The 26,332-nt window shown below is 57.6% G+C and carries 19 protein-coding genes; 10 read left to right on the top strand and 9 right to left on the bottom strand.

The window, feature by feature from the left end; genetic code table 11:
* Positions 1-13 precede the first annotated feature (13 nt).
* Entirely contained in the window at positions 14-3,109 is a 3,096-nt protein-coding gene (locus AB4K05_RS05115; protein WP_368478916.1) for an efflux RND transporter permease subunit, read from the top strand.
* Here the strand turns inward: AB4K05_RS05115 and AB4K05_RS05110 are convergent.
* Positions 3,106-4,569 carry a PLP-dependent aminotransferase family protein gene (locus AB4K05_RS05110; RefSeq protein WP_368478915.1) on the bottom strand — a complete coding sequence of 488 codons (1,464 nt, stop codon included), beginning with the start codon at positions 4,567-4,569 and terminating at the stop codon, positions 3,106-3,108. The two genes, AB4K05_RS05115 and AB4K05_RS05110, sit on opposite strands and share 4 nt — an antisense overlap.
* A gap of 231 nt (positions 4,570-4,800) precedes the next feature.
* Here AB4K05_RS05110 and AB4K05_RS05105 point away from each other — a divergent pair, with 231 nt between their 5' ends.
* The 4 genes from AB4K05_RS05105 to AB4K05_RS05090 are packed head-to-tail and all read left to right on the top strand — an operon-like array spanning position 4,801 to position 7,775.
* Positions 4,801-5,652: a transporter substrate-binding domain-containing protein gene (locus AB4K05_RS05105; RefSeq protein WP_368478914.1), complete on the top strand. Its 852-nt coding sequence runs from the start codon at positions 4,801-4,803 to the stop codon at positions 5,650-5,652.
* Between the two features lie 46 nt (positions 5,653-5,698).
* Positions 5,699-6,340, top strand: coding sequence for an amino acid ABC transporter permease (locus AB4K05_RS05100; protein WP_368478913.1), 642 nt, complete (start codon positions 5,699-5,701; stop codon positions 6,338-6,340).
* A gap of 15 nt (positions 6,341-6,355) precedes the next feature.
* Positions 6,356-7,021, top strand: a complete 666-nt coding sequence (locus tag AB4K05_RS05095) for an amino acid ABC transporter permease (RefSeq protein WP_368478912.1) — start codon at positions 6,356-6,358, stop codon at positions 7,019-7,021.
* Positions 7,014-7,775, top strand: a complete 762-nt coding sequence (locus AB4K05_RS05090; protein WP_368478911.1) for an amino acid ABC transporter ATP-binding protein — start codon at positions 7,014-7,016, stop codon at positions 7,773-7,775. Before AB4K05_RS05095 ends, AB4K05_RS05090 begins: the two co-directional genes overlap by 8 nt.
* 218 nt (positions 7,776-7,993) lie before the next feature.
* Here AB4K05_RS05090 and AB4K05_RS05085 read toward each other — a convergent pair whose 3' ends face one another.
* Positions 7,994-8,758 (bottom strand): SDR family NAD(P)-dependent oxidoreductase, encoded by a 765-nt coding sequence (locus AB4K05_RS05085; protein WP_368478910.1) that lies wholly within the window; start codon positions 8,756-8,758, stop codon positions 7,994-7,996.
* Positions 8,759-8,923: 165 nt separating this feature from the next.
* Between AB4K05_RS05085 and AB4K05_RS05080 the strand changes: the two genes are divergently transcribed.
* Positions 8,924-10,255 (top strand): aspartate aminotransferase family protein, encoded by a 1,332-nt coding sequence (locus AB4K05_RS05080; RefSeq protein WP_368478909.1) that lies wholly within the window; start codon positions 8,924-8,926, stop codon positions 10,253-10,255.
* A gap of 107 nt (positions 10,256-10,362) precedes the next feature.
* On the opposite strand, the gene AB4K05_RS05075 is transcribed toward AB4K05_RS05080, so the two are convergent.
* The 3 genes from AB4K05_RS05075 to AB4K05_RS05065 all read right to left on the bottom strand — a co-directional run bounded on the left by AB4K05_RS05075 (position 10,363) and on the right by AB4K05_RS05065 (position 15,061).
* On the bottom strand, positions 10,363-11,925 hold the full coding sequence (locus AB4K05_RS05075) for an AbgT family transporter (protein ID WP_368478908.1): 1,563 nt from the start codon (positions 11,923-11,925) through the stop codon (positions 10,363-10,365).
* 192 nt (positions 11,926-12,117) lie between these two features.
* Complete coding sequence (gene entD, locus AB4K05_RS05070) at positions 12,118-12,741, bottom strand: enterobactin synthase subunit EntD (RefSeq protein ID WP_368478907.1); 624 nt, start codon at positions 12,739-12,741, stop codon at positions 12,118-12,120.
* Positions 12,742-12,787: 46 nt separating this feature from the next.
* Entirely contained in the window at positions 12,788-15,061 is a 2,274-nt protein-coding gene (locus AB4K05_RS05065) for a TonB-dependent siderophore receptor (RefSeq protein WP_368478906.1), read from the bottom strand.
* Positions 15,062-15,268: 207 nt separating this feature from the next.
* Between AB4K05_RS05065 and fes the strand changes: the two genes are divergently transcribed.
* From fes to entF, 3 genes are all read left to right on the top strand, one after another.
* Positions 15,269-16,471 (top strand): enterochelin esterase, encoded by a 1,203-nt coding sequence (gene fes, locus AB4K05_RS05060; RefSeq protein WP_368478905.1) that lies wholly within the window; start codon positions 15,269-15,271, stop codon positions 16,469-16,471.
* A 160-nt stretch (positions 16,472-16,631) separates the two neighbouring features.
* The gene (locus AB4K05_RS05055) at positions 16,632-16,850 is read left to right on the top strand and encodes an MbtH family protein (protein ID WP_368478904.1); all 219 of its coding nucleotides are present in this window, start codon (positions 16,632-16,634) and stop codon (positions 16,848-16,850) included.
* Positions 16,847-20,710, top strand: coding sequence for an enterobactin non-ribosomal peptide synthetase EntF (gene entF / locus AB4K05_RS05050; protein ID WP_368478903.1), 3,864 nt, complete (start codon positions 16,847-16,849; stop codon positions 20,708-20,710). Before AB4K05_RS05055 ends, entF begins: the two co-directional genes overlap by 4 nt.
* A gap of 136 nt (positions 20,711-20,846) precedes the next feature.
* On the opposite strand, the gene fepC is transcribed toward entF, so the two are convergent.
* The 3 genes from fepC to fepD are packed head-to-tail and all read right to left on the bottom strand — an operon-like array spanning position 20,847 to position 23,634.
* Positions 20,847-21,641, bottom strand: coding sequence for an iron-enterobactin ABC transporter ATP-binding protein (gene fepC / locus AB4K05_RS05045; protein WP_368478902.1), 795 nt, complete (start codon positions 21,639-21,641; stop codon positions 20,847-20,849).
* A complete protein-coding gene (gene fepG, locus AB4K05_RS05040; protein WP_368478901.1) occupies positions 21,638-22,630 on the bottom strand; it encodes an iron-enterobactin ABC transporter permease in 993 nt (330 codons plus the stop codon). Before fepG ends, fepC begins: the two co-directional genes overlap by 4 nt.
* Complete coding sequence (fepD, locus tag AB4K05_RS05035) at positions 22,627-23,634, bottom strand: Fe(3+)-siderophore ABC transporter permease (protein WP_368478900.1); 1,008 nt, start codon at positions 23,632-23,634, stop codon at positions 22,627-22,629. Before fepD ends, fepG begins: the two co-directional genes overlap by 4 nt.
* A gap of 236 nt (positions 23,635-23,870) precedes the next feature.
* On the opposite strand from fepD, the gene entS reads away from it, so the two are divergent.
* Positions 23,871-25,109, top strand: a complete 1,239-nt coding sequence (entS, locus tag AB4K05_RS05030) for an enterobactin transporter EntS (protein ID WP_368478899.1) — start codon at positions 23,871-23,873, stop codon at positions 25,107-25,109.
* Between the two features lie 91 nt (positions 25,110-25,200).
* Here the strand turns inward: entS and fepB are convergent, their stop codons facing one another.
* Positions 25,201-26,160, bottom strand: a complete 960-nt coding sequence (gene fepB / locus AB4K05_RS05025; protein WP_368478898.1) for a Fe2+-enterobactin ABC transporter substrate-binding protein — start codon at positions 26,158-26,160, stop codon at positions 25,201-25,203.
* Between the last annotated feature and the right edge of the window lie 172 nt (positions 26,161-26,332).

Genomic DNA, 26,332 nt, shown 5'->3' with positions numbered 1-26,332 from the left:
TTAAGGAGACAGGATGCTGACGTTTTTTATCCGTCGTCCACGTTTTGCCATGGTGATTGCGCTGCTGATGACGTTTGTCGGTGCCGTGGCGCTGAAGCTTATTCCGGTCGAGCAATATCCGCAAATCACGCCGCCGGTGGTTAACGTCAGCGCCAGCTGGCCGGGCGCCAGCGCGCAGGACGTGGCGCAGGCCATCGCTGCGCCGCTGGAAACGCAGCTCAACGGCGTTGACCAGATGTTGTATATGGAATCGACCAGCTCTGATGATGGCGGCTACAGCCTGAATCTCACTTTTGCGGCGGGCACTGACCCGGATATGGCGGCGATTGATGTGCAAAACCGCGTCGCCCAAGCGGTGGCACAGTTGCCGTCTGCGGTGCAGCAAAACGGTGTGCAGGTGCGTAAACGCGCCAGCAATCTGCTGATGGGCGTGAGCCTCTATTCTCCTAATAGCACCATGACGCCGCTGCAGGTCAGTAACTATGCCAGCACGCAGATCCGCGAAGCGCTGGCGCGTTTGCCGGGCGTGGGTCAGGTGCAGATGTTTGGTGCGCGCGATTACAGCATGCGTATTTGGCTGCGTCCGGATCGGATGAACGCGCTCAACATCACCAGCGACGATATCGCCAACGCGCTAAACGAGCAGCATGTGCAGGGCGCGGCTGGGCAAATCGGCACGCCGCCGGTGTTTAACGGCCAGCAACAAACCCTAACCATCAACGGCTTAGGACGACTCACCGAAGCCGATGAGTTCGGCCAGATTGTAGTGCGCAGCGGTGGGCTGGGGCAGTTAGTGCGTTTGTCCGATGTCGCCAATATTGAGCTGGGGGCGCGTAGCTACAGCTCAAGTGCGCAGCTAAACGGCGTAGACTCCGCCTATATGGGCATTTATCCCACGCCGACGGCCAACGCGCTGCAGGTGGCGAGCGTGGTGCGAAATGAACTGACACGTCTACAAACCCGTTTCCCAGCGGATCTGAAATGGGAGGTCAAGTTTGACACCACCCGTTTTGTGTCGGCGACCATTAAAGAGATTGGTACTTCGCTCGCACTGACGCTGCTGGCGGTGGTGGCAGTTGTTTCCCTCTTTCTGCAAAGCCTGCGCGCCACGCTTATCGTCGCGCTGGCGATTCCCGTGTCGTTGGTCGGCACCTTTGCGGTGCTCTACCTGCTGGGCTACAGCGCCAATACCCTGAGTTTGTTCGCCATTATTCTGGCGCTGACCATGGTGGTGGATGACGCCATCGTGGTGGTGGAAAGCGTTGAAGGCCATATGGCGGAAGGGCTAAGCCGCACCGAGGCCACCGCGCTGGCGTTGAAACAAATTGCTGGCCCGGTGATTGCCACCACGCTGGTGCTGCTGGCGGTATTTGTGCCCGTCGCCATGCTGCCGGGGATCGTCGGTGAGCTGTATCGTCAGTTTGCGGTGACCTTATCGACGGCGGTGACGCTTTCAAGCATCGTGGCGCTGACGTTAACCCCGGCGCTTTGCGCGCTGTTGTTGCGTCCGCGTCCGGAAAAACCGGCGCGTTTTTTCCAGGCCTTCAACCGTGGGCTTGACGTTACGCGCGATGGTTACGGTCGGCTGGTGGCATGGGTGAACCATCGCCCGCTGGTGGCGGTAGCCGCAACGTTAACCGCCGCGCTGCTGGTGGCATTTAGCTTCTCGACTATGCCGAAGGGCTTCCTGCCGGCTGAAGATCAGGGCTACGTTTTTGCTAACGTACAGCTGCCAGAATCGGCGTCTTTAGAACGCACCGAGGCGGTCATGGCAAAGGCTAGGCTGCTTCTCGGGGCGCATCCGGCGGTTGAGGATGTGATTCAGGTTTCGGGTTTTAGTATTCTCAGCGGCACGAGTGCTTCCAACAGCGGCTTTATCTCGCTGATGCTCAAAGACTGGTCGCAGCGTGAGCCGCTGGACGCGGTAATGGCGGAGCTGCAGCGCCAGCTTCACACGCTGCCAGAGGCAACCATCATGCTGTTTGCGCCGCCAACATTACCAGGACTTGGCAGCGCGGCGGGCTTCGACTTGCGTATTCTGGCGCAGGCCGGACAATCCTCCGCCGAACTTGAGCAGGTGACTCGAGCGATATTAATGAAAGCCAACCAGCATCCGCAGCTGAGCCGGGTATTCACCACCTGGAGCAGCAATGTTCCGCAGCTGACGCTCACCGTCGATCGTGACCAAGCCGCCCGTCTTGACGTCCCGGTATCACGTATATTTAACAGCCTGCAAACGGCATTCGGCGGCGCGCGCGCCGGAGACTTTAGCATTAACAATCGCGTCTACCACGTGGTGATGCAAAACGAGATGCAGTGGCGCGAGCGAGCAGAGCAAATCAGCGAGCTGTTTGTGCGTAGCAACCACGATGAGCGGGTTCGCCTAAGCAATCTGGTTACCATCACGCCAACCGTCGGTGCCCCGTTTATCCAGCAGTACAACCAGTTCCCGTCGGTTTCGGTGAGCGGTTCGGCGGCGGAAGGGGTCAGCAGCCGTACGGCGATGACGCAGATGGAAGCGCTGCTGGCTGAACATTTGCCGCAAGGCTACGACTACGCTTGGAGCGGCCTGTCTTGGCAGGAGCAGCAGACCGGCAACCAGGCGATCTGGATTGTGCTAGCGGCGGTGGCGATGGCGTGGCTGTTCCTTGTTGCCCAGTACGAAAGCTGGACGCTACCAGCAAGCGTAATGCTGTCGGTGTTGTTCGCCATCGGCGGCGCGCTGTTGTGGCTGTGGATTAGCGGCTATGCCAACGACGTTTATGTCCAAATAGGATTGGTGCTACTGATAGCGCTGGCGGCGAAAAACGCGATTCTTATTGTCGAGTTCGCCCGCGAACGGCGTCAGTCAGGAATGTCGATTACCGAGGCTGCGCGTGAAGGGGCAACCCGCCGCTTCCGGGCGGTGATGATGACGGCGGTGTCGTTTATTATCGGCATCATGCCGATGATGTTCTCCACCGGCGCGGGGGCGATGAGCCGCCGAATCATCGGTACCACGGTGTTTAGCGGTATGTTGGTGGCCACGGTGATTGGCATTCTGTTTATCCCGTCGTTGTATGTTCTGTTCCAGCGGCTGCGCGAGTGGGCGCACCGCCGGGCAGGCTAACCCATCTGCGCCAGCTGATGGCGCAGCATATCGACCCCCGGCGCGATGGCGTCGGGGTTGATAGCGTGAAACCCCATACGGAAAAAGTTATCCGGCGGTGCGGCATCGAGAAAGTGCCGCGCACCGGGTTCAATCAATACGCCGGTATGCGCCGCGCGCCAAGTGAGCTGCTGCGTGCTGATATGCGCAGGCGTGCGCAGCCAGAAAGCATTGGCGTGCTCGCTGCCGGGCAGCGGCTGGCACTCTGGCAGCAGCGTTGAGAGCGCGTGGTTGAGCCTCTCCCAACGACGAGCAGAGTCGTCACGATAGCGCCGCAGATGCGTTTCGTAATGCCCCTGTGCCAGAAAATGCGCCATCTGATACTGAATATTGGTCGGCGGATGACGATAGACCAAACGGCGCAGGGCGCGGGCCTCATCAATCAAATCCGGATCGGCCACCATAAACCCCAGTCGTAGCCCCGGCGACAGCGCTTTTGACAGGCTGCTGACATAAACCACGCGTCCGCTGCGATCGCTGGCCTTCAGCGCCGGTAGCGGATTGGCCTGGAAGTTACTCTCCGAATCGTAATCATCTTCAATAATCACCGCATCGTGCTGCGCCGCATAGCTCAACAGCTGGCTGCGGCGGGCTTTGCTCATGGTGACGCCGGTCGGTACCTGGTGTCCCGGCGTGACATAGTAGTAATCGCACGGCGCATCGTTTAGCACGATGCCCTGTTCATCGACCGGGTGCGGCACAATCTGAGTGTCGCCGAGCATAAAGGTATTTATCGCCTCACGAAAACCGGGGTTCTCAACGCCGACGCGGGTCTCGCGGGACATCAGCAGGCGGGTCAGCAGGTACAGCGCGTTTTGTGATCCCAGCGTTATCAAGATTTCATCAGGTGCGGCGACGATCCCGCGTTTGGGCAGGACGCGGGTGCGGATCTGCTCGATAAGCATCGGCACATCCTGATCGATATGATCAACCACCCAGGACGGCGAGCGTGTACCGCCGTGCAGCCAGTTGGCGGCAGCGCGCCAGCTCGCCAGCGGAAATTGGCCGGTATCCGGCTGGCCGTAGATAAATGGGTAGCGATAGTTCATCCAGCCTGCCGGTTTTAAAATCGACTCCTGCTGACTGGGGGTGATGTTGAGCCGTTTGCCCCATGATGGTGCACTCTCTGAGTCGATAGGTGCAGGCGCGGCGCTGCTAAGGCGCGGGGTGCAGTAGTCTGGATGCAGGTAGTATCCGCTGCGTGGACGGCTTAGGAGGTAGCCCTCGTTGACGAGACTTTCAAACACCAGCGCGGTGGTATTGCGCGAGACCTGAAGCTGGCTTGCCAGCTGTCGGCACGAGGGTAGCGGCGTGTCGGCGGGGAAAATTCCGCCTAAAATCGCGTTCACCAGCGACTCGCGAACCTGCTCTTGTAAACCGCGCTGCTGGTCAAAATCCACGTGCAGTAAGTGCCGAATCATCGTCTGCTCCTTCCGGTATCCGCTTTCTTAATCCTCAGCAATTTTTGTACCAGCCTGAATTCGTCTGACACAACGACGTGCAAAAACTGGCTCTATTCAGAATGCAAAAAGTCTCCCTACAGTAAAAACGTCACCAGCGAACAGAAAACTTTGCCGCTGTCGGCACATATCTTGCAACGCTTCCAACGCTGCGGGAATTCACGTATCGGGCATTTAAACAGGGGTCACACGATGAAAAGAAAGATGGGTTCGTATTATCTGGCCGCCGTTATGGCGATGACCTTTTCTTTGCAGGTGGCTGCGGCCGATTTGCCGGAAATTGAAAAGTCCGGGACCTTAAAAGTGGCGACCGAGGATGATTACGCGCCGTTTAACTTTATGAATAACGGCAATGCCGATGGTTTTAACAAAGATATGCTGGCGGCCCTTCGTGAATACGCCAAATTCAACGTCACGCAAAGCATTTTGCCGTGGACGGGATTATTAGCGGCGGTGTCGACAGGGCAATACGATATGGCCTTAACCGGCGCGGTGGTGACCGATGAACGTCTTAACGTGTTTAATTTCACCCCGCCGTGGGCCTCGGCGCAGCACTATTTTGTTAAGCGCGCTGGCGACACCTCGTTAAATACCATTGCTGATTTAAGCGGTAAAAAAGTGGGCCTCCAGGCGGGTAGTGCTTTACTTGCGCGTTTACCGGAACTGAAAGCGATGATCGAAAAAACCGGCGGCAAGTTGGGGCCGGTGGTGGAATATCCATCCTATCCGGAAGCCTACGCCGATTTAGCCAATAAGCGCCTCGATTACGTGATTAACGTGGTGATTTCAGTCAACGACCTAGTGAAAGCTAAACCAAAAGTCTTTGCCAAAGGATTGCCGGTTTCTGGCCCGGGCTATATGGCTTGGCCGATGCCAAAAAGTTCGCCGGAGCTGTTGGCGTATATGACCAAATTTACCCAGCACATGCGTGAAACGGGCAAGCTTGCCGAACTGCAGAAAAAATGGTTTGGCGAAACCTACGATGACCTGCCAACCGAGCCGATTACCAGCGCCGCGCAGTTCCATAAGCTCGCTGGGCAGTAATGAATGCGGCGGGAAACCGCCGCCCGTTTGAAACGAGGAGGGCCACATGGACTCAATCGCATGGCAGTTACTGTTTGAAGGCGCATGGACAACCCTGTGGATCTCGGCAATCGCCATCGCCTTCGGCGTGGTTATCGGGCTGATTATCGCCTTTGTCCGGATGATGAAAATCCCCATTATCGACCAGATTTTGGTGGTCTATATCAGCCTTGCCCGCGCCACGCCGCTGGTGACGCTGGTGCTGTTTCTATTTTTATCGCTGCCGACGGTTGGCATTAACCTCGATAAAACCCTGGCGGCGATTGTTGCGCTGACGCTCAACACCTCCGCTTTTAACGCCGAAATCTGGCGCAACGCCTTTCGTACTTTTCCGCGTGAGCAGCGCGAAGCCGCGGAGTCGGTGGGGATGCGCCGCTGGCCCTATTTTCGCTACATCATGCTGCCACAAATGTGGCTGGAGAGCTTACCGGCGCTGGTGAACGAGATGTCTTTCTTAATCAAAGGCAGCCCGGCAATTGCGGTTATTGGCGTGGTGGATCTCACCCGCGTCACCAACCGAATCTCCTCCGTCACCTACGAACCGCTTTCCCCCATCCTGGCCGCTGGGCTGCTGTATGTGGTGATTATTGGTCTGCTGCTGAAGCTGCAAAGCATGGCGGAACGTAAAGCAAAACGACTGGCGCGCTAAGTCCCGGGAGGAACGATGAATCAATGGGCAATTATCTGGGCTGAGCACGACAACTTTATCGCCGGACTGCTGGCGACCTTGCAGCTATTTATTATCGCCGCCGTCTGTGGGCTATTGATAGGCACACTGCTGTGTTATTTCACCGAATACCAAAAACGCGTCTTGAATAATGTGATTATGGGCTTCGTGAATCTGATGCGCGCGGTGCCGTTTCTGATTCTGGCCTATTTACTGTATTACGGCCTACCGGAGCTGGGCATTAGCCTTGATGCCTGGACCGCCGGTTTACTGGCGCTGATTATTTATCATGGCGCTTATTTCTTTGAGATTTTACGTAGCCAGCGTCGGGTATTTTCCCACGGCTATATTGAGGCTGCGGTGGTGCAGGGCTTTTCCCGCTACATGATTTTTCGCCGCATTGTCCTACCGAATATTTTCTCCTCCGCGCTGCCTCTGTTAGGCAATCAGTTGATTATTTGTCTGAAGGATACCGCGTTTCTGAGCATCATCACCGTGCAGGAAATCACCGCCGCCGCGAACAGCGTGCAGGCGACCTATTTCATTCCGTTTAACGCCTTTATTGTCGCCATTGCGCTGTATTGGGCTATCAGCATTTTGCTTGAGCTGCTGGTGAAGCGGTTGACTGTTTATAGCGCCAAAAGAGGAATGAGCCATGTCTAATATCACGGCCGTGAGTGTCAAAAATGTCTCCAAGCAGTTCGATAATGTCGAGGTGCTACGAGATATTAATTTGACGGTGGAGAAGGGGACGGTGGTCAGCATTCTGGGCTCCTCGGGGTCGGGGAAATCGACGCTGCTGCGCTGTATGAATTGGCTGGAACAGCCCGACCGGGGCGAGATTCATATCGGCGGTCAGCGTATTGGCGTGGACGACCGGTCTGGTAAAGCGATGTCGCATCGTGATTTGTCCAAAATCCGCGAGCGCGTGGGTATGGTTTTCCAGAGCTTCAACCTGTGGCCGCACCTGACTGTTGCACAAAACGTGATGGAGGCGCTGCTGCACGTGAAGGGCATGAAGCGCGATGAGGCGCGGGAGATGGCCCATCAGCAGCTCACGAAAGTGGGAATGGACAATAAGGCTGACGCCTATCCGATAACCCTCTCCGGCGGGCAGAAACAGCGGGTGGCAATCGCCCGCTCGCTGGCGATGTCTCCGGAGGTACTGTTGTTTGATGAACCGACGTCGGCGCTCGATCCTGAGCGCGTAAATGAAGTGCTGAGCGTGATGAAATCGCTGGCGGCGGAGGGCTATACCATGGTGGTGGTCACCCATGAGATGGAGTTTGCTCGTCAGGTATCAAACGAAGTGGTGTTTTTGGAGAAAGGGATTTTGATTGAGAAAGCGCCGCCGGAGATGTTCTTTACGCAGCCGAAGTCGGAGAGGGTGAGGCAGTTTTTGCAGAGCAGTCGTTAGGGGATTGTGCGCGCAATACCCTCACCCCGACCCTCTCCCTAGAAGGGAGAGGGAGAAAATCAGCACCATTCTTTACCAACGACCCTAAACGGTCCCCTCGCCCCTGTGGGGAGAGGGCTAGGGTGAGGGGGAAAAACTGCGCCGTTCTCTACCAACGACACCGAACGATCCCTTCGCCCCTTTGGGGAGAGGGCTAGGGTGAGGGACCTTCTCCACACTCAATCCCTATCAATCGCAAACGGCTGCCACGCCTGACGCACCGGCATCACCTCGACGCGGTTAATATTCATATGGTCCGGTAAACTGGCAATGTAAAACATCTGCTCGGCGATATCCCGCGCCGACAGCGGCGTCGTGCCGCGATAAAGCGCATCGGACGCTGCAAGATCTCCCTTGGTGCGCACCAGCGTAAACTCGGTTTCGGCAATCCCCGGCGCGAGGTCGGTCACGCGCACGCCGGTGCCCAGCAGGTCGCAGCGTAAGTTATAGCTAAACTGCTGCACAAACGCCTTGCTGGCACCATACACATGGCTTCCCGGATACGGCCACTGCCCGGCAATCGAACCGATATTAATAATGCTGGCGCCTGCACCGTGAGCAATCAGCGTCGGCAGCAGGGCGTGGGTGACGTTAACCAGCCCGGTGACGTTGGTATCAATCATGGTGTGCCAGTCGGTCAAATCGACCTTCTGCGCCGGCTGCGGTGCCAGCGCCAGCCCTGCATTGTTGATAAGCGCAGTGACATCGGCAAACTCAGCGGGCAGGGCAGTGACGGCGGCCTGCACCGCGTCGCTGTCCCGGACGTCCAACTCAATCACATGGACCGGCACCAATGATGCTAGTTCGGCCTGTAAAGCCTGAAGACGCGATAGCCGACGACCGCCCAATACCAGCGCCCAGCCCGCGTGGGCAAAGACATGCGCCGCCGCTTCCCCAAAGCCGGAAGTTGCTCCGGTAATAAACACCACTTTACGATTTTGCATTGTGCTCTCCTGTGCCAGTTGTTTAGACCACTATAAAAACCATGGAGCAACTTGCCGAGGGACAGTCTGAGCGTGGCGTTGTGACACCGTTGTCACAGCCGTGCGTCTACACTGGCTCTATCACTTTCTTTTTCGCCGACGACATGATGAGTCACAGCCAACGGTATGCGAGGAACGACGATGACAGAGTTGAACAATAAAGCGGTACGCCAGCTGGACCGCGAGTATGTTTTTCATTCCTGGACGGCGCAGGGCAACCTTAACCCACTGGTGATTGCAGGCGCGAAAGGTTGTGAGCTTTGGGATTACGACGGCAAAACGTATCTGGATTTCAGTAGTCAGTTGGTGAACGTCAATTTGGGGTATCAGCATCCCCGCGTTCTGGCAGCGATGAAAGCACAGCTGGAATCGCTGGTCACCATTGCACCTGCGACGGCAAACCTAGCGCGTGGCGAAGCGGCAAAACGGATTATCGATCTCTCGCCGGAGGGGTTCAGCAAGGTGTTCTTCACCAACGCCGGGGCTGATGCCAACGAGAACGCCATTCGCATGGCGCGACTGTATACCGGTCGCGATAAAGTGCTATCGGCCTATCGCTCCTATCACGGCAACACCGGCAGCGCCATTGCCGCCACCGGCGACTGGCGCCGCGTGCCGAATGAATATTCCCGTGGCCATGTGCATTTCTTTAACCCGTACCTTTATCGCAGCGAGTTTAATGCCACCAGTGAACAAGAAGAGTGCAGCCGCGCACTGGCTCACCTGCGGCGGATGATTGAGTGTGAAGGCCCGGCCTCAATTGCGGCAATTCTGCTGGAGTCGATACCGGGAACCGCCGGGATTCTGGTGCCGCCGGAAGGCTATATGAAAGGCGTACGGGCGCTGGCGGACGAGTTTGGCATTGTGCTGATTCTCGATGAAGTGATGGCGGGCTTTGGCCGCACCGGCAGCTGGTTTGCTTTCGAACAAGATGGGATCGTGCCGGATCTGATTACCTTTGCCAAAGGCGTCAACGCTGGTTACGTTCCTGCGGGCGGGGTGATCATCAGCGACAAGATCGCTCACTATTTTGACGATCACTTCTTTGCCGGTGGATTGACCTACTCCGGTCACCCGTTGGCGATGGCGGCGATTATTGCCACTCTCGACACCATGAAGGACGAGGGCATTGTGGAGAATGCGGCGACCATCGGCAACGGCGTGCTGCGTCAGGGGCTGGAAGCGTTGGCATCTGCATCGCCGTTAGTGGGCGAAGTGCGCGGGCGCGGGGTCTTCCAGGCATTAGAATTAGTCAGCGATCGGACGAAGAAAACGCCGCTGGCGGCGGGTGATATGGCGGAGATTAAAGGTTCGCTAACCGAAGCCGGTCTGCTGAGTTTTGTGGTGGAAAACCGCATTCACGTGGTGCCACCGTGCACCATTAGCGCCGAACAGGTGCAGCAAGGATTGGCGATTTTGCACAATGTATTAGGCAAATTCGCCCATTTAGCCAAATAACCCCGGCAATGTCCGGATTCAGCTAGATTCTCAATCACCACTCCGCACGGTTCCCTCTCCCCTTTGGGGAGAGGGTTAGGGTGAGGGGGCAGTTTAATACCCGAGACTTAACCCGCGCTCCAAGTATACGGAGCCGCGACGCCCAGCGGCATCCCGATACCCCACCACACCAGCAGCAGAATGCTCCACGCCACGAAGAAAGCAATGGAATACGGCATCATCATTGACACCAGCGTTCCCACGCCCGCGCCCTTCACGTAACGCTGGCAGTAGATAACGATCAGCGGGAAGAAGACCATCAGCGGGGTGATGATATTGGTGCAGGAGTCACCGATACGGAACGCTGCCTGGGTGAGCTCTGGCGAGATGCCAACTGCCATCAGCATTGGCACCATAATCGGTGACAGCAGCGCCCATTTTGCGGATGCGGAGCCAATCAGCAGGTTCACTACCGCCGTCAGAACGATCATGCCGATAATGGTGGCCTGACCCGGCAGCTCCAGCGCTTTCAGGCCGTCTGCGCCCATCAGGGCAAACAGAGTACCGATGTTCGAATCGCTAAACGCTTTGATAAACATGGCGCAGAAGAAGGCCATTACCATGTACGACCCCATCTTGCTCATGGAATCATTCATTGAGCCAATTACGTCTTTCCCGCTTTTAAAGGTGCCGGACACGAAGCCGAAGACGATGCCTGGCAGAATAAAGATCAGGAAAATCAGCGGCACGATGGATTTCATGATCGGCGCGCTGTAGGAAGTCAGCGAACCGTCAGTGCCACGCAGCATGGAGCTTTCCGGCCACGCCGCTGCCGCTAACGCCACCAGGCCCAGCAGCATCACCAGCGAAGCGCGGTTAAAGGCGCGGCTTTCTTGCGGGGTGACGTTTGACATATCTTCATCGTGCTTAAAGTCGCCGTCGATGGTCATTTTGCTGACGCGTGGCTCGACGATGCGCTCGGTCACCCACCAGCCAACCAGCGTGATAACGATAGAAGAAACAATGCCGAAGAACAGATTACACAGAGTATTGACGGTATAGCTGCTGTCCAGCAACTGGGCGGCGGCTTGGGTAAAACCTTGCAGCAGCGCATCGTTACCGGTTGGCACCATGTTGGCGGCGAACCCACCGGAAACACCGGAGAACGCGGCGGCAATCCCCACCAGCGGATGGCGTCCGGCCGACATAAAGATAATCGCACCCAGTGGGATAACCAGCACGTAGCCCGCATCAGCGGCCACGTGGCTGAACATGGCGACAAAAATTAGCATTGGTGTCAGCAGTTTTTTCGGCGTCACGCGCAGCATTTTTTTCAGCGCTACGTTAATAAAGCCGGAGCTTTCAGCCACGCCCACACCCAGCATCGCCACCAGCACGATCCCAAGCGGGGCAAAACTGGTGAAGGTGGTGACCATATTCGCCAGCGTATTGGTTAACGCTTCGGCGGAAAGCAGGTTGTTAACTTTGACGGCTTCTTGGGTCATCGGGTTGATGACGTCAAAGGTCATCATCGACAACACCGCCGACAGCCCCATTACCGCCAGTAAAAAGTAGAAAAAGATCAGCGCCGGTTCGGGCAGGCGGTTACCCGCTTTTTCGATGGCATTCAGGAAGCCGCTCATCAGGCGGCTTTCGCTCACTTCATTCCGTGTCCGTGTTTGCGTGCTCATACTATTCCTTAATTCAAAACAATTGTTTCATTGTTTGTATGAATGTTTCTTAGGAATAATAGGGGGAATGGCCGAGGGAAACACTATTTTTATGGCGAATAAAACTGATTAAGTCCGCATTTATTAATTTTTTATTCCGGCAATCAGTTTAAGTCTGGTTGTTGGCTCGGTATTTCCGATTACTGGTCATATTTATGCCTGATGGTAGATCGTGAGGACCTTTTGCGGCTCGAGAGCAAACCAGCGCAAACTCACTGTGCGTGAGAGAACCGGGATTGCCAGCGTCATTGTGTGGTCGTTCAAGTGGACAACCGATGCGTCGTGAAAGTGTCCCAGCGTAGGATGGGGTCCGCTTAAGGCTTTATAGAGGCTCTCTTTGGCCGAGAAGGCCAGAGTTAGCGCCAGTGGGAAAGGCAAAGGGCCGGCGTGAAGTAAAGACAGTTCATCCTCCGTTGCGACCTGGTGACCTAATGTTTGTGCCAGCGGCAGCGGGAAGATTGCTTCAATATCGATACCGACCGGCGTTGACGACACCATCGCAACCGCCGTATGCCCACAATGACTGATGCTGCCAAATAGCCCGTTGGGCCACAGTGGTTGCCGGTTCTCGCCGATACCGGGCACGTTTTTTTCACCAAAAGCCCGCAGCGCGTGAACGGCGGCAATGCGTCCGGCCAGATGTTCGGTCTGTCGCTTTTTTCCGCAATGGGCCAGCTGCGCATGATGCGGCAGCCACAACAAATCGCTCGGGGTGAAAGTGTCAGGCGCAAAATCGATGCGCTCAATGGCGTTGAAAGTCGTGTGATGGGTCAGCATGCGGCTCCTGAAAAACCCTCTCCCGGGCGGGAGAGGGGATAGGTTATCAGAAGTGAGTGTTAACGCTCATGTACCAAGTACGGCCTGGTTCGTTATAGGTGTACGCGCCAGCGCCCGCCATATACGCACCGGTTTTGGTATCGCTTACCGTCTGGGCATTACCTTCGCGCCACAGGCGTTTATCGAAGACGTTATCCACGCCGCCGGTCAGGCTGAGGTTTTTGTTCACGTCCCACGTCGCGCTCAGGCCGAGGATGCTATACGGGCTAGCAACCGTTGCTGACGTGCCGGTAACCGGTTTGCCTTGGTAATCGTATTTCTTCGGCTCTTGCTTGCCGTACCAAGTGAAGGTGGATTGCAGAGAAACGTCCTGACGTACCTGCCAGCTCAGCGTGGAGTTCAGCGTGTATTCAGGAATAATCGACAGGCGCTCGCCGGTCTCTTTGTTTTTGCTCTGCAGCATGTAGGTGATGTTGTTGGTCCAGTTAACGGTTTCGCTTACCGGAATGTTCAACGTTCCTTCCAGACCTTCAACCACTGCTTTAGGGATGTTTTCCCACTGGTAGATATCGGTATAGGTCGTCTTCGTGCCGTTTTTGATCGAGGTGCGGCTCAGCGGCGTGGTGCCTGCTTCAATCTTGTTGCGGTAATCGTTGCGGAACCAGGTTACGCCTGCCAGCCAGCCTTCACGTTTGAATTCCAGACCAATCTCTTTATTGATACTGGTTTCGGCTTTCAGGTCGTCGTTACCCAACATGTAGCAACCAATGCCGGTTGCGGCGCCGGTGGCGTAGCAGCCCTGGCCTTTGCTGTACAGGATGTAGTTCGGGTTGGTCTGGTACAGGCTTGGTGCCTTGTAAGCCCGCGCGATACCCATTTTCAGCGTGAAGTCATCGCCAAGCCCCTGTGACAGGTTCAGTGATGGGCTCCAGTTATCGCCAACGATGCTGTGGTGATCAAAGCGCAGCGCTGGTGTCAGCATGGTGCTATCGGTGAGCTCCATGTTGTTCTCAGCGAACAGCGAGAAAATTTCTGCCTGAGAATAAGGGCTGCGATCGGTGCTGTTGAAACCTGGAATATTGCCGCCGAGGAAGGTTTGGGTATTCGAGCTAGAGTCCTTCATGCGCTGCTGGTTCCACTCGGTGCCCAGCGTCAGGTTCTGGTTAACCAGCAGATCGAACGGAATGCTGATTTCGCTGTGCAGCATCACGTCATCGAGGTCGGTATCGCTGAACTGATTGCTGTTGAACAACCCTTCCAGACCACCGGCCAGACCTTCGCCCAACCGCGAGTTGCGGGTGTGTTCGTACTGCGCCCAGTTGCTGGTGGTGATGCCGTTGTCCCAACCGCCGTTCCACGTCAGCGCGTAGTTCTGGCGGTACATACGGTTAGTTTCTTTACCGTAGTATTTTTTCACCAGACCATTGGTTTTGTTATCGTTGTTGGTGTTCTGGGTATCACCAGCATACAGGTTGCCCTGACGGCTGTAGCCAGCTTCGAATTCCAACGATTGCATCGGCGCGAAGTCCCAGCGGACCTGACCGTTGATATCTTTGTTCTCAACGCCTTCACGCCCAGCAGGCATGGTGTCGGAGTAAGCTCCGGTACGGTCGGACTGATGACCCTGGTTAATATCCCACGCATCGGCCTGGGTTTTATCAAGGTTGCCATACAGACGGAAGCTGAAATCTCCGCCCAGCGGGCCGTTCAAGCTAAAATTGGTACGCTTGGTGGAGCCTTCTTCTTTGTGCTCCGGCGCGTTCATGTAGGTATTCCACGAACCGTGCCACTCATCGCCACCTTTTTTGGTGATGATGTTGACCACGCCGCCCGCCGCACCGTTACCATAACGGGCAGCCGCAGGGCCACGCAGAACTTCAATACGTTCAATCATTTCCGGCGGCACCCAGCCGGTGTCACCGCGGGTATCACGCTCACCACGCCAGCCCTGACGGACGGAGTTGCGGCTGGTTACCGGCTTGCCGTCGATCAGAATCAGGGTGTTTTCCGGGCCCATACCGCGAATATCGATCTGGCGGTTGTTACCGCGCTGGCCGCTGGTGGAGTTACCGGTTAGGTTAACGCCCGGCATGGTACGAATGATTTCTGAAACGTCGCGTGCCGGTGGGCGTTTGCGAATTTCATCGGCGGTGATAGTCGAAACGCCCGGTGCCTGCAGGTTCTGCTCGGCGGCGGTAACGACCATGGTTTCCCCGTCAGTGGCTTTGTCGCTGGTAGTCTCAGCAGCAAAAGCGGATGTTGCTATGCCATAAATCCCTAAGTTGACCAGTAAGGCCAGGGATTTGAATTTATTATTCATTGTAAGTCCTGCTTTTCGTCGCCGTATGCTGTTTGTATCCGTTCCCAAAAGGGAAGCTACGACGTGGTTATATGCGTAAAGCATGAGAAAGTAGCGCGCCAATACGCTATTGCAAATGCAAATAGTTATCAATAATATTATCAATAAATTTTTAGATGTAACAAGAAATTCCACAATAAACATGGGGTTAACGTGGTGGGGAAGTTAGTGACAGGAAGTGACGCATGGTGGGCGACGGTAAAAGGTCCGCAATATGAACAGGTTAGTGATGATTTTCAGGTCACTTTCTGGTGGCGAGATCCGGCTGGAAACGAAACCACATCGCCGGTAAAACGGGTCTGGATTTACATTACCGGCGTCACCGACCATCATCACAACAGCGTCCCGCAAACGCTCCAACGTATTCCTCACACTGATGCTTGGTGTTGGACGACCCTGCTGCCGTCGACTTGGCGCGGTAGCTACTGCTTCGTTCCCTCGATGCGCGAAGACGACTTTTCCCCTGATATTTTCGCCGCCGGCGAACCAGACCGTATGCTGTTGCGTGAGGGCTGGCGCAAGCTGCTGCCCAAAGCGATTGCCGATCCCTTGAATGCGCAAAGCTGGCGGGGCGGGCGTGGGCATGCCGTTTCGGCATTTGAGCTGCCTCTTGCCCCAGAACAACCGGGCTGGTCAACGGCGGCCAGCAGCTGGCCTGAACCGCAGTGCCTCACCTGGCGTAGCGAACGACTGGGGAATCAGCGTCGGGTATGGGTATTCACCACCGGCGAGTCAATCGACCATGACCGGCCGCTGGCAATACTGCTTGATGGCCAGTTCTGGGCCGAAAGCATGCCGGTTTGGCCTGCCTTAGCCGCCCTGACCAATACGCAAAAGCTCCCACCGGCGGTCTACCTGCTGATTGACGTTATCGACAACACCCATCGCAGCCAGGAGCTGCCCTGTAACCCGGATTTTTGGCAGGCGATACAGCACGAGCTGTTGCCGCAAGTGCAGGCGATGGCGCCGTTTAGCGATCGTGCCGATCGTACGGTGGTGGCAGGGCAGAGTTTTGGCGGCCTGTCGGCAATGTACGCCGGGCTGCACTGGCCGGAACGCTTTGGCTGCGTGCTGAGCCAATCGGGATCGTACTGGTGGCCGCACCGCGGTGGGCGGCAAATAGGTGAGATTCAAGAGCAGCTCCAGCGCGGCGAACTCAATCCGAAGGGGCTTAAGATCGTGCTGGAAGCCGGCATCCGGGAGCCGATTATTTTTCGCGCCAATCAGGCGCTTTTAGCACAACTACAGCACATGCAGCAGCCCGTTTTCTGGCGTCAGGTTGACGGCGGACATGATGCGCTTTGCTGGCGAGGCGGGTTGACCGCCGGGCTGATGACGCTCTGGGACACCCAGACCGAAAAGCGCGATTAACGACCAATGCCGCTCAGATAAGGGAATTCACACGGTAGGCCGGATAAGCGAAGCGCCATCCGGCACCGATTGCCGGATGACGGCGTAAACGCCTTATCCGGCCTACCGCTCCCCAGCGCCCTTAACTGACCAGCATTGCGATTAACGACAGGAGTTTGGTATGCAAGTCAGTAACCCCTTCGATATGGTGCAAGGGCAGTTTTATCTTCTGCAAAATCCGCAACAGCAATTCAGTCTCTGGCCGCAGCAGTGCACGCTGCCGGCTGGCTGGACGATAGTCTGTGAGCCGCAACCGCTTGTTGCGTGCAACGCCTGGCTGTCGGCCAACTGGAACACCCTCGTACCTAACCATTTTGCGAGCCCAGGAGAGATGGCATGAGCGCACGTTTACCGCTTACCGCCGCACAGCCGGGGATCTGGATGGCAGAAGCCCTGTCAACACTGCCTAACGCTTGGAGCGTGGCGCACTATGTTGAACTCAATGGTGATATTGACGGCGACCTGCTGGCACGGGCTATCGCTGCAGGCATGATGCAGGCCGACACGCTGCGAATGCGTTTTGCCGAGGATAACGGTGATGTCTGGCAGTGGGTGGACGAAAGCGCTGTGATTGCCGAACCACCGCGTTATGATTTACGTCACCACGCCGACCCGCAGCAGGCGGCGCTGACACAGATGCAGGCCGACTTAGCGCAAAACAGCCGCGTAGACAGCGGTAACCCACTGTTCTGTCATCAGCTTTTCCGCATCGACGACAACCGCTGGTTCTGGTATCAGCGTTATCATCACCTGCTGGTTGATGGCTTTAGCTTCCCGGCAATTACCCGCCAGATAAGCCTGATTTATCAAGCTTGGCGACGCGGTGAAGCTACCCCGGAATCGGCATTTACGCCGTTTGCCGAGGTGGTTCAGGAATATCAGCGTTATCGCGAAAGCGAAGCCTGCCTGCGGGACAAAGCCTTCTGGGCCGAACAACGTAAAGCGTTGCCATCCCCGGCCTCGTTGTCACCCTTGCCGCTACCGGCACGGGCTGAAAGTACCGCTATCTGGCGGCTAAAACTCACCGCCGATGCTCGAGCATTCTCTCGCCTTTGCGCTGCAGCACCGCAGTGTCAGCCCGCCGATTTGGCGCTGGCATTGAGCGCGCTGTGGCTAGGACGACTATGCGGACGCAGCGATTACGCCGCTGGATTTATCTTTATGCGTCGCATGGGATCGTGCGCGCTGACTGCCACCGGGCCGGTGTTAAACGTGCTGCCGCTGGCGGTGACGCTGAACGGCCAAGAGACGCTGGCAGCGCTGGCGACACGGCTCTCGGGACAGCTTAAAAAAATGCGCCGTCACCAGCGTTATGACGCCGAGCAAATCGTCCGTGATGCCGGAAAAGCCGCGGGTGATGAAGCGCTGTTCGGCCCGGTATTCAATGTGAAAATGTTTGATTATCGTCTGGGCTTTGACGACGTGCGCTTTACCACCCATACGCTGGCAACCGGGCCGGTAAACGATCTGGAACTGGCGCTGTTCCCGCAGGAAGACGGCGGGCTGTCGCTGGAAATTTTGGCTAACCAGCAGCGTTATGATAAAGCGACGTTACAGCAACATATCGACCGGTTGTCCGCGCTTTTACGGCAATTCGCCGATAATCCCGCACTTTGTTGTGCCGATGCCGAACTGCTCTCTAGCGACGAATATCAACGTCTGGCGCAGATCAACGCCACCGGTAGAACCTTGCCACAGGCAACTTTAAGTTCGTTAGTGGCGGCGCAAGCGCTGAAAACGCCGGACGCCGTGGCGCTGGTTGATAAGCACTATCGCTTTACCTACCGTGAAATGCGCCAGCAGGTGATTGCGCTGGCAAACGTGCTGCGTCAACGCGGGGTCAAACCCGGCGATAGCGTTGCCGTTGCGCTGCCGCGTTCGGTGTTTTTAACGCTGTCGCTCCACGCCATTGTTGAAGCCGGGGCCGCCTGGCTGCCGCTGGATACCGGCTATCCTGACGACCGTTTACAGATGATGCTGGAAGATGCGCGGCCTTCGCTGCTGATTACCGCCGATGACCAGTTGCATCGCTTCCCGAACATCGCCAGTCTGTGCCTGAATGCGCCGTTACCGGCAGAGGGCGACCAGCCGCTGGATCTCGCGACGCCGCAGCAGACGGCCTACATCATTTTCACCTCTGGCTCCACCGGTCGCCCGAAAGGGGTGATGGTGGGTCATGAGGCTATCGTCAACCGTCTACTGTGGATGCAGGATAGCTATCCGCTCACCGCCGAAGATGTGGTCGCGCAAAAAACGCCGTGCAGCTTTGATGTGTCGGTGTGGGAGTTTTGGTGGCCGTTTATCACTGGCGCAAGCCTTGTGATGGCAGAGCCGGAGGCGCATCGTGACCCGCTGGCGATGCAGCGCTTCTTTGCTGAATACAACGTGACCACGACCCATTTTGTGCCATCAATGCTGGCGGCATTTGTCGCCTCACTGAGCCCGGAAGCCGCGGATTGCTGCCGGTCGCTAAAACAGGTGTTCTGTAGCGGTGAAGCGCTGCCCGCGGCGCTGTGCCGCGAATGGGAACAGCTCACCCACGTCCCTCTGCATAACCTGTACGGGCCGACCGAGGCTGCGGTCGACGTGAGCTGGTATCCCGCCTATGGCGAGGCACTGGCGGCGGTGACCGGCAACAGTGTGCCGATTGGCTTCCCGGTGTGGAACACCGGGCTGCGCATTCTGGATGCGATGATGCGTCCGGTGCCGTTTGGCGTGGCGGGCGACCTCTATCTCACCGGCATTCAGCTCGCACAAGGTTATCTGGGACGTCCGGATTTGACGGCCAGCCGCTTTATTGCCGACCCGTTTGCGCCAGGCGCGCGGATGTATCGTACCGGTGACGTCGCGCGCTGGCTGGATAACGGTGCGGTGGAATATTTAGGCCGCAGCGATGACCAACTCAAAATTCGCGGCCAGCGCATTGAGCTGGGCGAAATCGACCGCGTGATGCAAACCCTGCCGGACGTGGAGCAAGCGGTGACTCATGCTTGCGTGATTAACCAAGCGGCGGCGACCGGCGGCGATGCGCGCCAACTGGTGGGCTACGTGGTGTCGGCATCGGGGCTACCTCTGGAGACGGAAACGCTGTTGGCGCAGCTGCGCGAACGTCTGCCGCCACACATGGTGCCGGTGGTGCTTTTACAGCTCAGCGCGCTGCCGCTCAGCGCCAACGGCAAGCTCGACCGTAAAGCATTACCATTGCCATCCCTGACGCAGAAAACAGCGGGCCGTGCACCCACAACGGACGTGGAAATTCAGGTGGCTGCCGCGTTCAGTGAGCTACTGGGTTGCGATATCACCGATATTGACGCCGACTTCTTTGCGCTGGGCGGTCACTCGCTGCTGGCGATGCGTTTAGCGGCGATGCTGAGCCGGAGCGCTGGTCGTCAAGTGACGCCGGGGCAGGTGATGGTGTCATCCACTGTCGGCAAGCTCAGCGCGTTGCTGGATGCTAACGACGATGAACGTGCACAGCGTCTGGGCTATGAGTCGCTGCTGCCGCTGCGCACCGGCAGCGGGCCGACGCTGTTTTGCTTCCATCCCGCATCCGGTTTTGCTTGGCAGTTCAGCGTATTGTCGCGCTATCTGTCGCCACGCTGGTCGATAACCGGCATTCAGTCTCCGCGTCCGCAGGGGCCGATGCAAACCGCCGCTACGTTGGACGAGGTGTGCGAACAGCATCTGGAGACATTGCGCGCACAGCAGCCGCACGGGCCATATTACCTGCTCGGCTATTCGCTTGGCGGCACGTTGGCGCAGGGGATTGCTGCCCGTTTACGCCAGCATGGGGAAACGGTGGCCTTCTTAGGGCTGCTGGATACCTGGCCGCCAGAAACGCAAAATTGGGCGGAAAAAGAGGCCAACGGTCTCGATCCGGCGGTATTAGCCGAAATTGACCGTGAGCGTGAGGCGTTCCTCGCAGCCCAGCAGGGACAGGCATCCAGCGAGTTGTTTACGGCGATTGAAGGAAACTATGCCGACGCGGTGCGTCTGCTGACCACTGCGCACAGCGCGAAGTTTGACGGCAAGGCGACGTTGTTTGTTGCCGAGAAAACCCGTCAGGCAGACCCGCAGGTGGCGTGGGGACCGTGGGTTGGCGAATTGGAGGTTTACAGCCAAGATTGCGCGCACGTCGATATCATCACGCCAGCGGCATTTGGCGCGATTGGGCCGGTGATCCGGGAGATCTTGGGGTAAAGAGGAATGCGCGCGGTTGTCCTCGCTCCGGCCCTCTTCCTAGAAGGGAGGGGGAGAAAACCCGCGCAGCCCTTCATCACCACGCCGATCGGTCCCCTCGCCCCTGTGGGGAGAGGGCTAGGGTGAGGGGAATACCTCAGCGTCGTCCAAGCGGTACCACCAGCGGCGTATGCGCCACCGGGTCGTCGATTATCATGCAGCGCAGCCCGTACACCGCTTCAATGAGCTCTGGCGTCACAATCTCTTTCGGCGCCCCTTGCGCCACGATTTTCCCCTCCCGCAGAGCAATCAAGTGAGTCGCATAGCGGCAGGCCTGATTTAAGTCATGCAGGACGGCGGCTAGCGTAAAGCCTCGCTCACGGTTTAGCTCGCTCAACAGTTCCAGCAGATCTATCTGATGGCTGATATCCAACCACGTAGTCGGTTCGTCGAGCAGCATAATTGAGGTATCCTGCGCCAGCACCATCGCAATCCACGCTCGTTGGCGCTGACCGCCGGAGAGGGTATCCACGCTCTGGCTTGCCAGATCCACAATCCCAGTGGCTAGCATCGCGTTCTGCACTGCATCTTCATCTTCCTGACGCCAGCGGCTAAACAGCGGCTGGTGCGGGTAGCGTCCGCGCGCAACCAGCTCCTGCACTGAAATATCGCCCGGCGTGGTGGCGTTTTGCGCCAGCAAACCAATACGCCGCGCCACTTCTTTGCTGGCATAACGTTGGATCTCTTCACCGTCGAGATAAACGTGTCCTTGCGTCGGCATCATCAGGCGGCTGAGCGTGCGCAGCAGCGTCGATTTACCGCAGCCGTTGGGGCCGATAATGGCGGTGAAATGGCCATCCGGAATGGTGACGTTCAGCGACTCGGCAATCGTTTTTTTACCGTAGGCGAGGGTTAACTGGTCGCCGCGCAAACGGGCTACGGTGTCGGTCATTTTTTGCGAGACTCCTGAATAAGCAACACGATGAGGTAGATACCGCCAAGGCTGACGGTAACCACGCCCACCGGAAGTTGGTAAGGCAAGAACAGCTGCTGGGCGCAGAAATCGGCGGCAGCCAGCAGCACCGCGCCGCACAGCGCGGCCTGGGTCAGACCCCAGCGGGCGGTGCCGCTAAGGCGATGGGCGATATGTGGGGCAACCAACGCGATAAACGAAATTGGCCCGGCGAGGGCGGTGGCGGCAGCGGTTAACACCACGGCAAGCAGCATCAGCAGCAGGCGGGAAGATTCTACCCGCACCCCCAGCGCGCAGGCGCTGTCGTCGCCCATTTCCAGCAGGCGCAGGCGGCGTACCAGCAGCGCCGAACAGCCTAGTGCAATGACCATCAGCGGTGCGGCAGGCCAGATTTTCGCCCAAGTTAAACCGTTAAGCGACCCGGAGAACCACAGCCCGGCGGATACCGCCGTTTCCAGCGACGCCTTCAGCAGCAGCCAAGTGTTGAAGGCCATCAGCATCGCACGGATACCGATACCGATAATAATCAGCCGGAAGGTGTCGATGCCGTTGCGCCACGCCAGCGCCCATACCACTAGCGAGGTCACAATTCCGCCCGCCATCGCCGCCAGCGTAATGGTGGTGAGATTCTGGCCGAAGAAGACCATCGCCACCAGCACGCCGCTCCAGGCACCGGTGTTGAAGCCCATCACGTCCGGGCTACCGAGCGGGTTGCGCATTAGCGACTGAAAAATAGCGCCGCTAACGCCAAGCGCAGCGCCGATAAGCAGCGCCATCATGACGCGCGGTAAGCGCCATTCGGTGACAACCATGGTGATGGCGCGGGGCGCATCGCCAACCAGAGCCGCATAAACTTGCGCGAATGGCAGCGTAACCGCACCGCTGCGTAAGCTCATCAGCGTGAGCAGCAGACAAGCGGCGACAAGCAGCAGACAGGTGGCGAGCAGACGGCGAGAAGGTGAGTTCATCGGCCACCTCCGCGCGCTTGGCGACGAACAAGCACAATCAGCACCGGTGCGCCAATAAAGGCGCTCACCACCGAGACGCGCAGCTCTCCGGGCACCAGCAGACGGCCAATAATATCGGCAAACAGCAACAACGACGGCGTGGCCAGCAGCGTAACCGGCAGCGACCAGCGATGGTCGGCACCGACCAGCCAGCGGGAAATATGCGGCATCATTAGGCCGATAAAGGCAATCGGCCCCACCACCGAGGTGGCGCTGGCGCATAAAATGGTGATTACCAGCAGTCCGGTAATCTGCGTGCGCGCCACTTTGCTGCCCAGCGCGGTGGCGGTATCGGCGCCTAGGCTCAGGCTATTGAGCGAACGGCTCATCATCAGCGCCACGGCTCCGGCGATAAGCACCGGAATAAGCACCGTTTTTAAGGTTTGCAGAGTGCGAATATCCAGCGAACCGGCCTGCCAGAAACGCAGCTGATCGTATACATCTGGGTTGAGCAGGGCGATGCCGTTGGAGAAGCCTTCGAGCACCGCAGCGAGCGCAACACCCGCCAGCGTTAAGCGCACAGGGCTTAACTGACCGCCGCCCTGACTGCCGGTGAAAGCCACGATAAGTGAGGCAATTAATGCGCCGCAAAAGGCCATTGCCAGCTGTTCCTGCGGCGACGAAATACCAAGCAGCGCAGCGCCAAGCACGATAGCAAAACTGGCTCCGGCGTTAACGCCGAGAATGCCGGGGTCGGCAAGCGGGTTGCGAGTGAGGGTTTGCATCAGCGCCCCGGCAAGACCGAGCGCGCCGCCAGCGAGTAGACCGGCTAAGGTTCGGGGCAGACGGGCATCGAGCACGATAGTGCAGTCAACGCTGCGACAACTGCCGCTTAGCGCATCAACGACGACGGAGAGAGGTAACGGTTTGGCGCCGATTAATAAACTGAGTGTGACGGCGAGAAACAGCAGTATCAGTAAACCGGGCAGCGCAAAGGCACGCAGCACGGGGGTGGAAAACGACATGGTGACATCCCTGATGTGATAATGATAGTGATTATCGTTATCTATCTTATTCGTTTATGTTAGCATGAGCGCCCTCATAAAGGGTATAAACAAAATCATTCAAACTGCATCAAGGCGGTAAGAGAGTGAATCCCCTAGAGCGTGTATTACTACGTGACTGGGATGAGCGAACGCAGCCAACGCAGAGGCAGCTTGAAGGATGACGTGTATACGAAAAAAATGCTCAAGGTCTTGTAATGAACCGACAATCCTGGCTGCTAAATCTGAGCCTGCTAAAAACGCATCCGGCCTTCCGCGCCGTCTTTATTGCCCGTTTCATATCTATTCTTTCCCTTGGCCTACTGGGCGTTGCCGTTCCGGTGCAGATCCAGATGATGACCCATTCTACCTGGCAGGTCGGTCTGGCGGTGACGTTGACCGGCGGGGCAATGTTTGTGGGCCTGATGGTGGGCGGTGTGCTGGCCGACCGCTACGAGCGCCGTAAGCTGATTTTGTTGGCGCGCGGCACCTGTGGAGTGGGCTTTATCGGCCTGTGGCTCAATGCGCTGCTGCCGGAACCGTCGCTGGTGGCTATCTATTTGCTTGGACTCTGGGACGGCTTCTTTGCCTCGTTAGGGGTGACCGCGCTGTTGGCGGCAACGCCTGCGCTGGTCGGTCGCGAAAACCTGATGCAGGCAGGTGCCATCACCATGCTGACGGTGCGTCTGGGCTCGGTGATTTCGCCGATGGTCGGCGGTCTATTGCTAGCCTCCGGTGGCGTCTCGTGGAACTACCTGCTGGCCGCGCTGGGGACGTTTATTACCACCCTGACGCTGCTGCGCTTACCGCAGTTGCCGCCACCACCGCAGCCCCGTGAACACCCGTTAACTTCATTGGTCGCCGGTTTTCGTTTCCTACTGAGTAGCCCGCTGATTGGCGGTATTGCGCTGCTCGGTGCGCTGGTCACTATGGCCAGCGCCGTGCGTGTGCTCTACCCGGCGCTGGCACAGGGTTGGCAAATGTCGGCGTCGCAAATTGGGCTGCTGTATGCAGCTATCCCGCTGGGGGCCGCTTTAGGTGCGTTGACCAGCGGGCGCTTGGCGCAGAACGAACGTCCGGGCTGGATCATGCTGCTGGCGACCGTCGGCGGGTTTGTGGCCATTGGGCTGTTTGCGGTGATGCCGCACTGGGCGCTGGGAATGGTGTGTCTGGCGCTGTTCGGCTGGCTTAGCGCTATCAGTTCACTGTTGCAGTACACCTTGATCCAAACTCAGACGCCAGAGGCGATGCTGGGGCGCATTAACGGTTTATGGACCGCGCAGAACGTGACCGGCGATGCCATTGGCGCGGCGCTGTTGGGCGGGCTAGGGGTGATGTTAACGCCGGTGGCGTCAGCCAGCGTCAGCGGTTGGGGATTGGCGATTGTCGGCGGGATTTTGCTGTTGGTGCTGGGTGAACTGCGTCGGTTCCGCCGCGAGATCCCAGAGTCGGCGTAATGCCGGGTGGCGACTTCGCCTTACCCGGCCTACATAAATAGCGCGATCGGTAGGCCGGATAAGCGCATGCGCCATCCGGCAATCGATGCGCTTAGCCAAACAGCGCCGACAGGCGCGTTAATACGCGGGTAGCGCTGTAGTAATCCAGACGGAATGTCTCGGTGCCTAGCGCGTAGACATGCTTGTTTTTCACCGCAGGAAGATGCGCCAACAGCGGGTTCGCGTAAATGGCATCAACGTCTTTTTGGTCACCGGCAAACAGGAACAGGCTCTCGCCGTTTAAGCCGGTTGCCAGATTTTCGCCGCCAAGTTGGATGATGTCGTGACGTTTCCCCTGGCTTTGACTGGCATGCAGGCCAGCAGGTAACTCGGCTTGGGCAAAGCCAAGCTGCTGAAGAAACTGTCCCTGCGCGGACTCACTGGTCCACAGATTGGCGCTGTGCGCGGCGGCAGTGTAAACCAGCGCGCTGACCGGCTGCGGCGGCAATTTAATCTGCTGCTTCACTGTCGCCAGTTGCTTATCGAATTCGGCAATACGTGCGGCAGCCTGTTTTTCCTGTCCGGTCATTTGTCCGAGTTGGGTGAGCAGCGCCTGCCAGCTTTTATCGTCGTAGTTGACGATAAGCGTCGGTGCAATGGTGGAGAGCTGATCGTACAGCGCCAGCGCGGAGTCACCGCCGGTGGCGCTAATCAAAATCAGATCCGGCATCTGCGCAGCGACGGCTTCGGCGCTTGGCTCGCCGATGTACAGGCGGGTGAGCTTACGCGCCTTTGCCACTTCGCCCCATTGGCGCAAGAAGCCCTGATCATCGGCAACGCGGTTATTGGGCGTGGTCGCGCCGCTGGCGATAACCGGCGCGTCAATGGCCAGCAATGAGCCGGTGAGGGTCACACTGGTAGAGACGATGCGAGTGGGTTTGTGTTCCAGCGTATGTACGCCGTGGCTGTCGGTAATTTGTCGCGGCCAGTCGGCGGCGTGGGCTGAGGATAATCCCAAAAGGCTAAAACCTGCGAGGAGCGCGGCGGTACGCCACAGAGTGCTTAAGTTCACGAAGACAATCCTGCTTTGTGGTTGGTTAATGCTTCTCATTTTCAACTATTGTTCCGCTCCGATGCAAGCGTTATGCCCGTGGCGGCGAAGAACAACATCGGGCATACGACGAAGCTATTAAGCACAAGATGCTGCTTCGTCCTGTTGACATAGGACGCGTTTACTTTTAGGT

Origin of the sequence: Kluyvera sp. STS39-E, assembly GCF_040932435.1 — a bacterium.
Lineage (GTDB): Bacteria > Pseudomonadota > Gammaproteobacteria > Enterobacterales > Enterobacteriaceae > Kluyvera.
This window is presented reverse-complemented; position numbering and strand designations above follow the sequence as displayed.

Coding starts and splice junctions, on each gene's coding strand:
- AB4K05_RS05055 (WP_368478904.1), top strand. CDS start 16,632: ATGCAAGTCAGTAACCCCTTCGATATGGTGCAAGGGCAGTTTTATCTT.
- entS (WP_368478899.1), top strand. CDS start 23,871: ATGAACCGACAATCCTGGCTGCTAAATCTGAGCCTGCTAAAAACGCAT.
- AB4K05_RS05105 (WP_368478914.1), top strand. CDS start 4,801: ATGAAAAGAAAGATGGGTTCGTATTATCTGGCCGCCGTTATGGCGATG.
- fepD (WP_368478900.1), bottom strand. CDS start 23,634: ATGTCGTTTTCCACCCCCGTGCTGCGTGCCTTTGCGCTGCCCGGTTTA.
- AB4K05_RS05085 (WP_368478910.1), bottom strand. CDS start 8,758: ATGCAAAATCGTAAAGTGGTGTTTATTACCGGAGCAACTTCCGGCTTT.
- AB4K05_RS05075 (WP_368478908.1), bottom strand. CDS start 11,925: ATGAGCACGCAAACACGGACACGGAATGAAGTGAGCGAAAGCCGCCTG.
- fepC (WP_368478902.1), bottom strand. CDS start 21,641: ATGACCGACACCGTAGCCCGTTTGCGCGGCGACCAGTTAACCCTCGCC.
- AB4K05_RS05080 (WP_368478909.1), top strand. CDS start 8,924: ATGCGAGGAACGACGATGACAGAGTTGAACAATAAAGCGGTACGCCAG.
- fepG (WP_368478901.1), bottom strand. CDS start 22,630: ATGAACTCACCTTCTCGCCGTCTGCTCGCCACCTGTCTGCTGCTTGTC.
- AB4K05_RS05110 (WP_368478915.1), bottom strand. CDS start 4,569: ATGATTCGGCACTTACTGCACGTGGATTTTGACCAGCAGCGCGGTTTA.
- AB4K05_RS05100 (WP_368478913.1), top strand. CDS start 5,699: ATGGACTCAATCGCATGGCAGTTACTGTTTGAAGGCGCATGGACAACC.
- AB4K05_RS05090 (WP_368478911.1), top strand. CDS start 7,014: ATGTCTAATATCACGGCCGTGAGTGTCAAAAATGTCTCCAAGCAGTTC.
- AB4K05_RS05095 (WP_368478912.1), top strand. CDS start 6,356: ATGAATCAATGGGCAATTATCTGGGCTGAGCACGACAACTTTATCGCC.
- entF (WP_368478903.1), top strand. CDS start 16,847: ATGAGCGCACGTTTACCGCTTACCGCCGCACAGCCGGGGATCTGGATG.
- AB4K05_RS05065 (WP_368478906.1), bottom strand. CDS start 15,061: ATGAATAATAAATTCAAATCCCTGGCCTTACTGGTCAACTTAGGGATT.
- AB4K05_RS05115 (WP_368478916.1), top strand. CDS start 14: ATGCTGACGTTTTTTATCCGTCGTCCACGTTTTGCCATGGTGATTGCG.
- entD (WP_368478907.1), bottom strand. CDS start 12,741: ATGCTGACCCATCACACGACTTTCAACGCCATTGAGCGCATCGATTTT.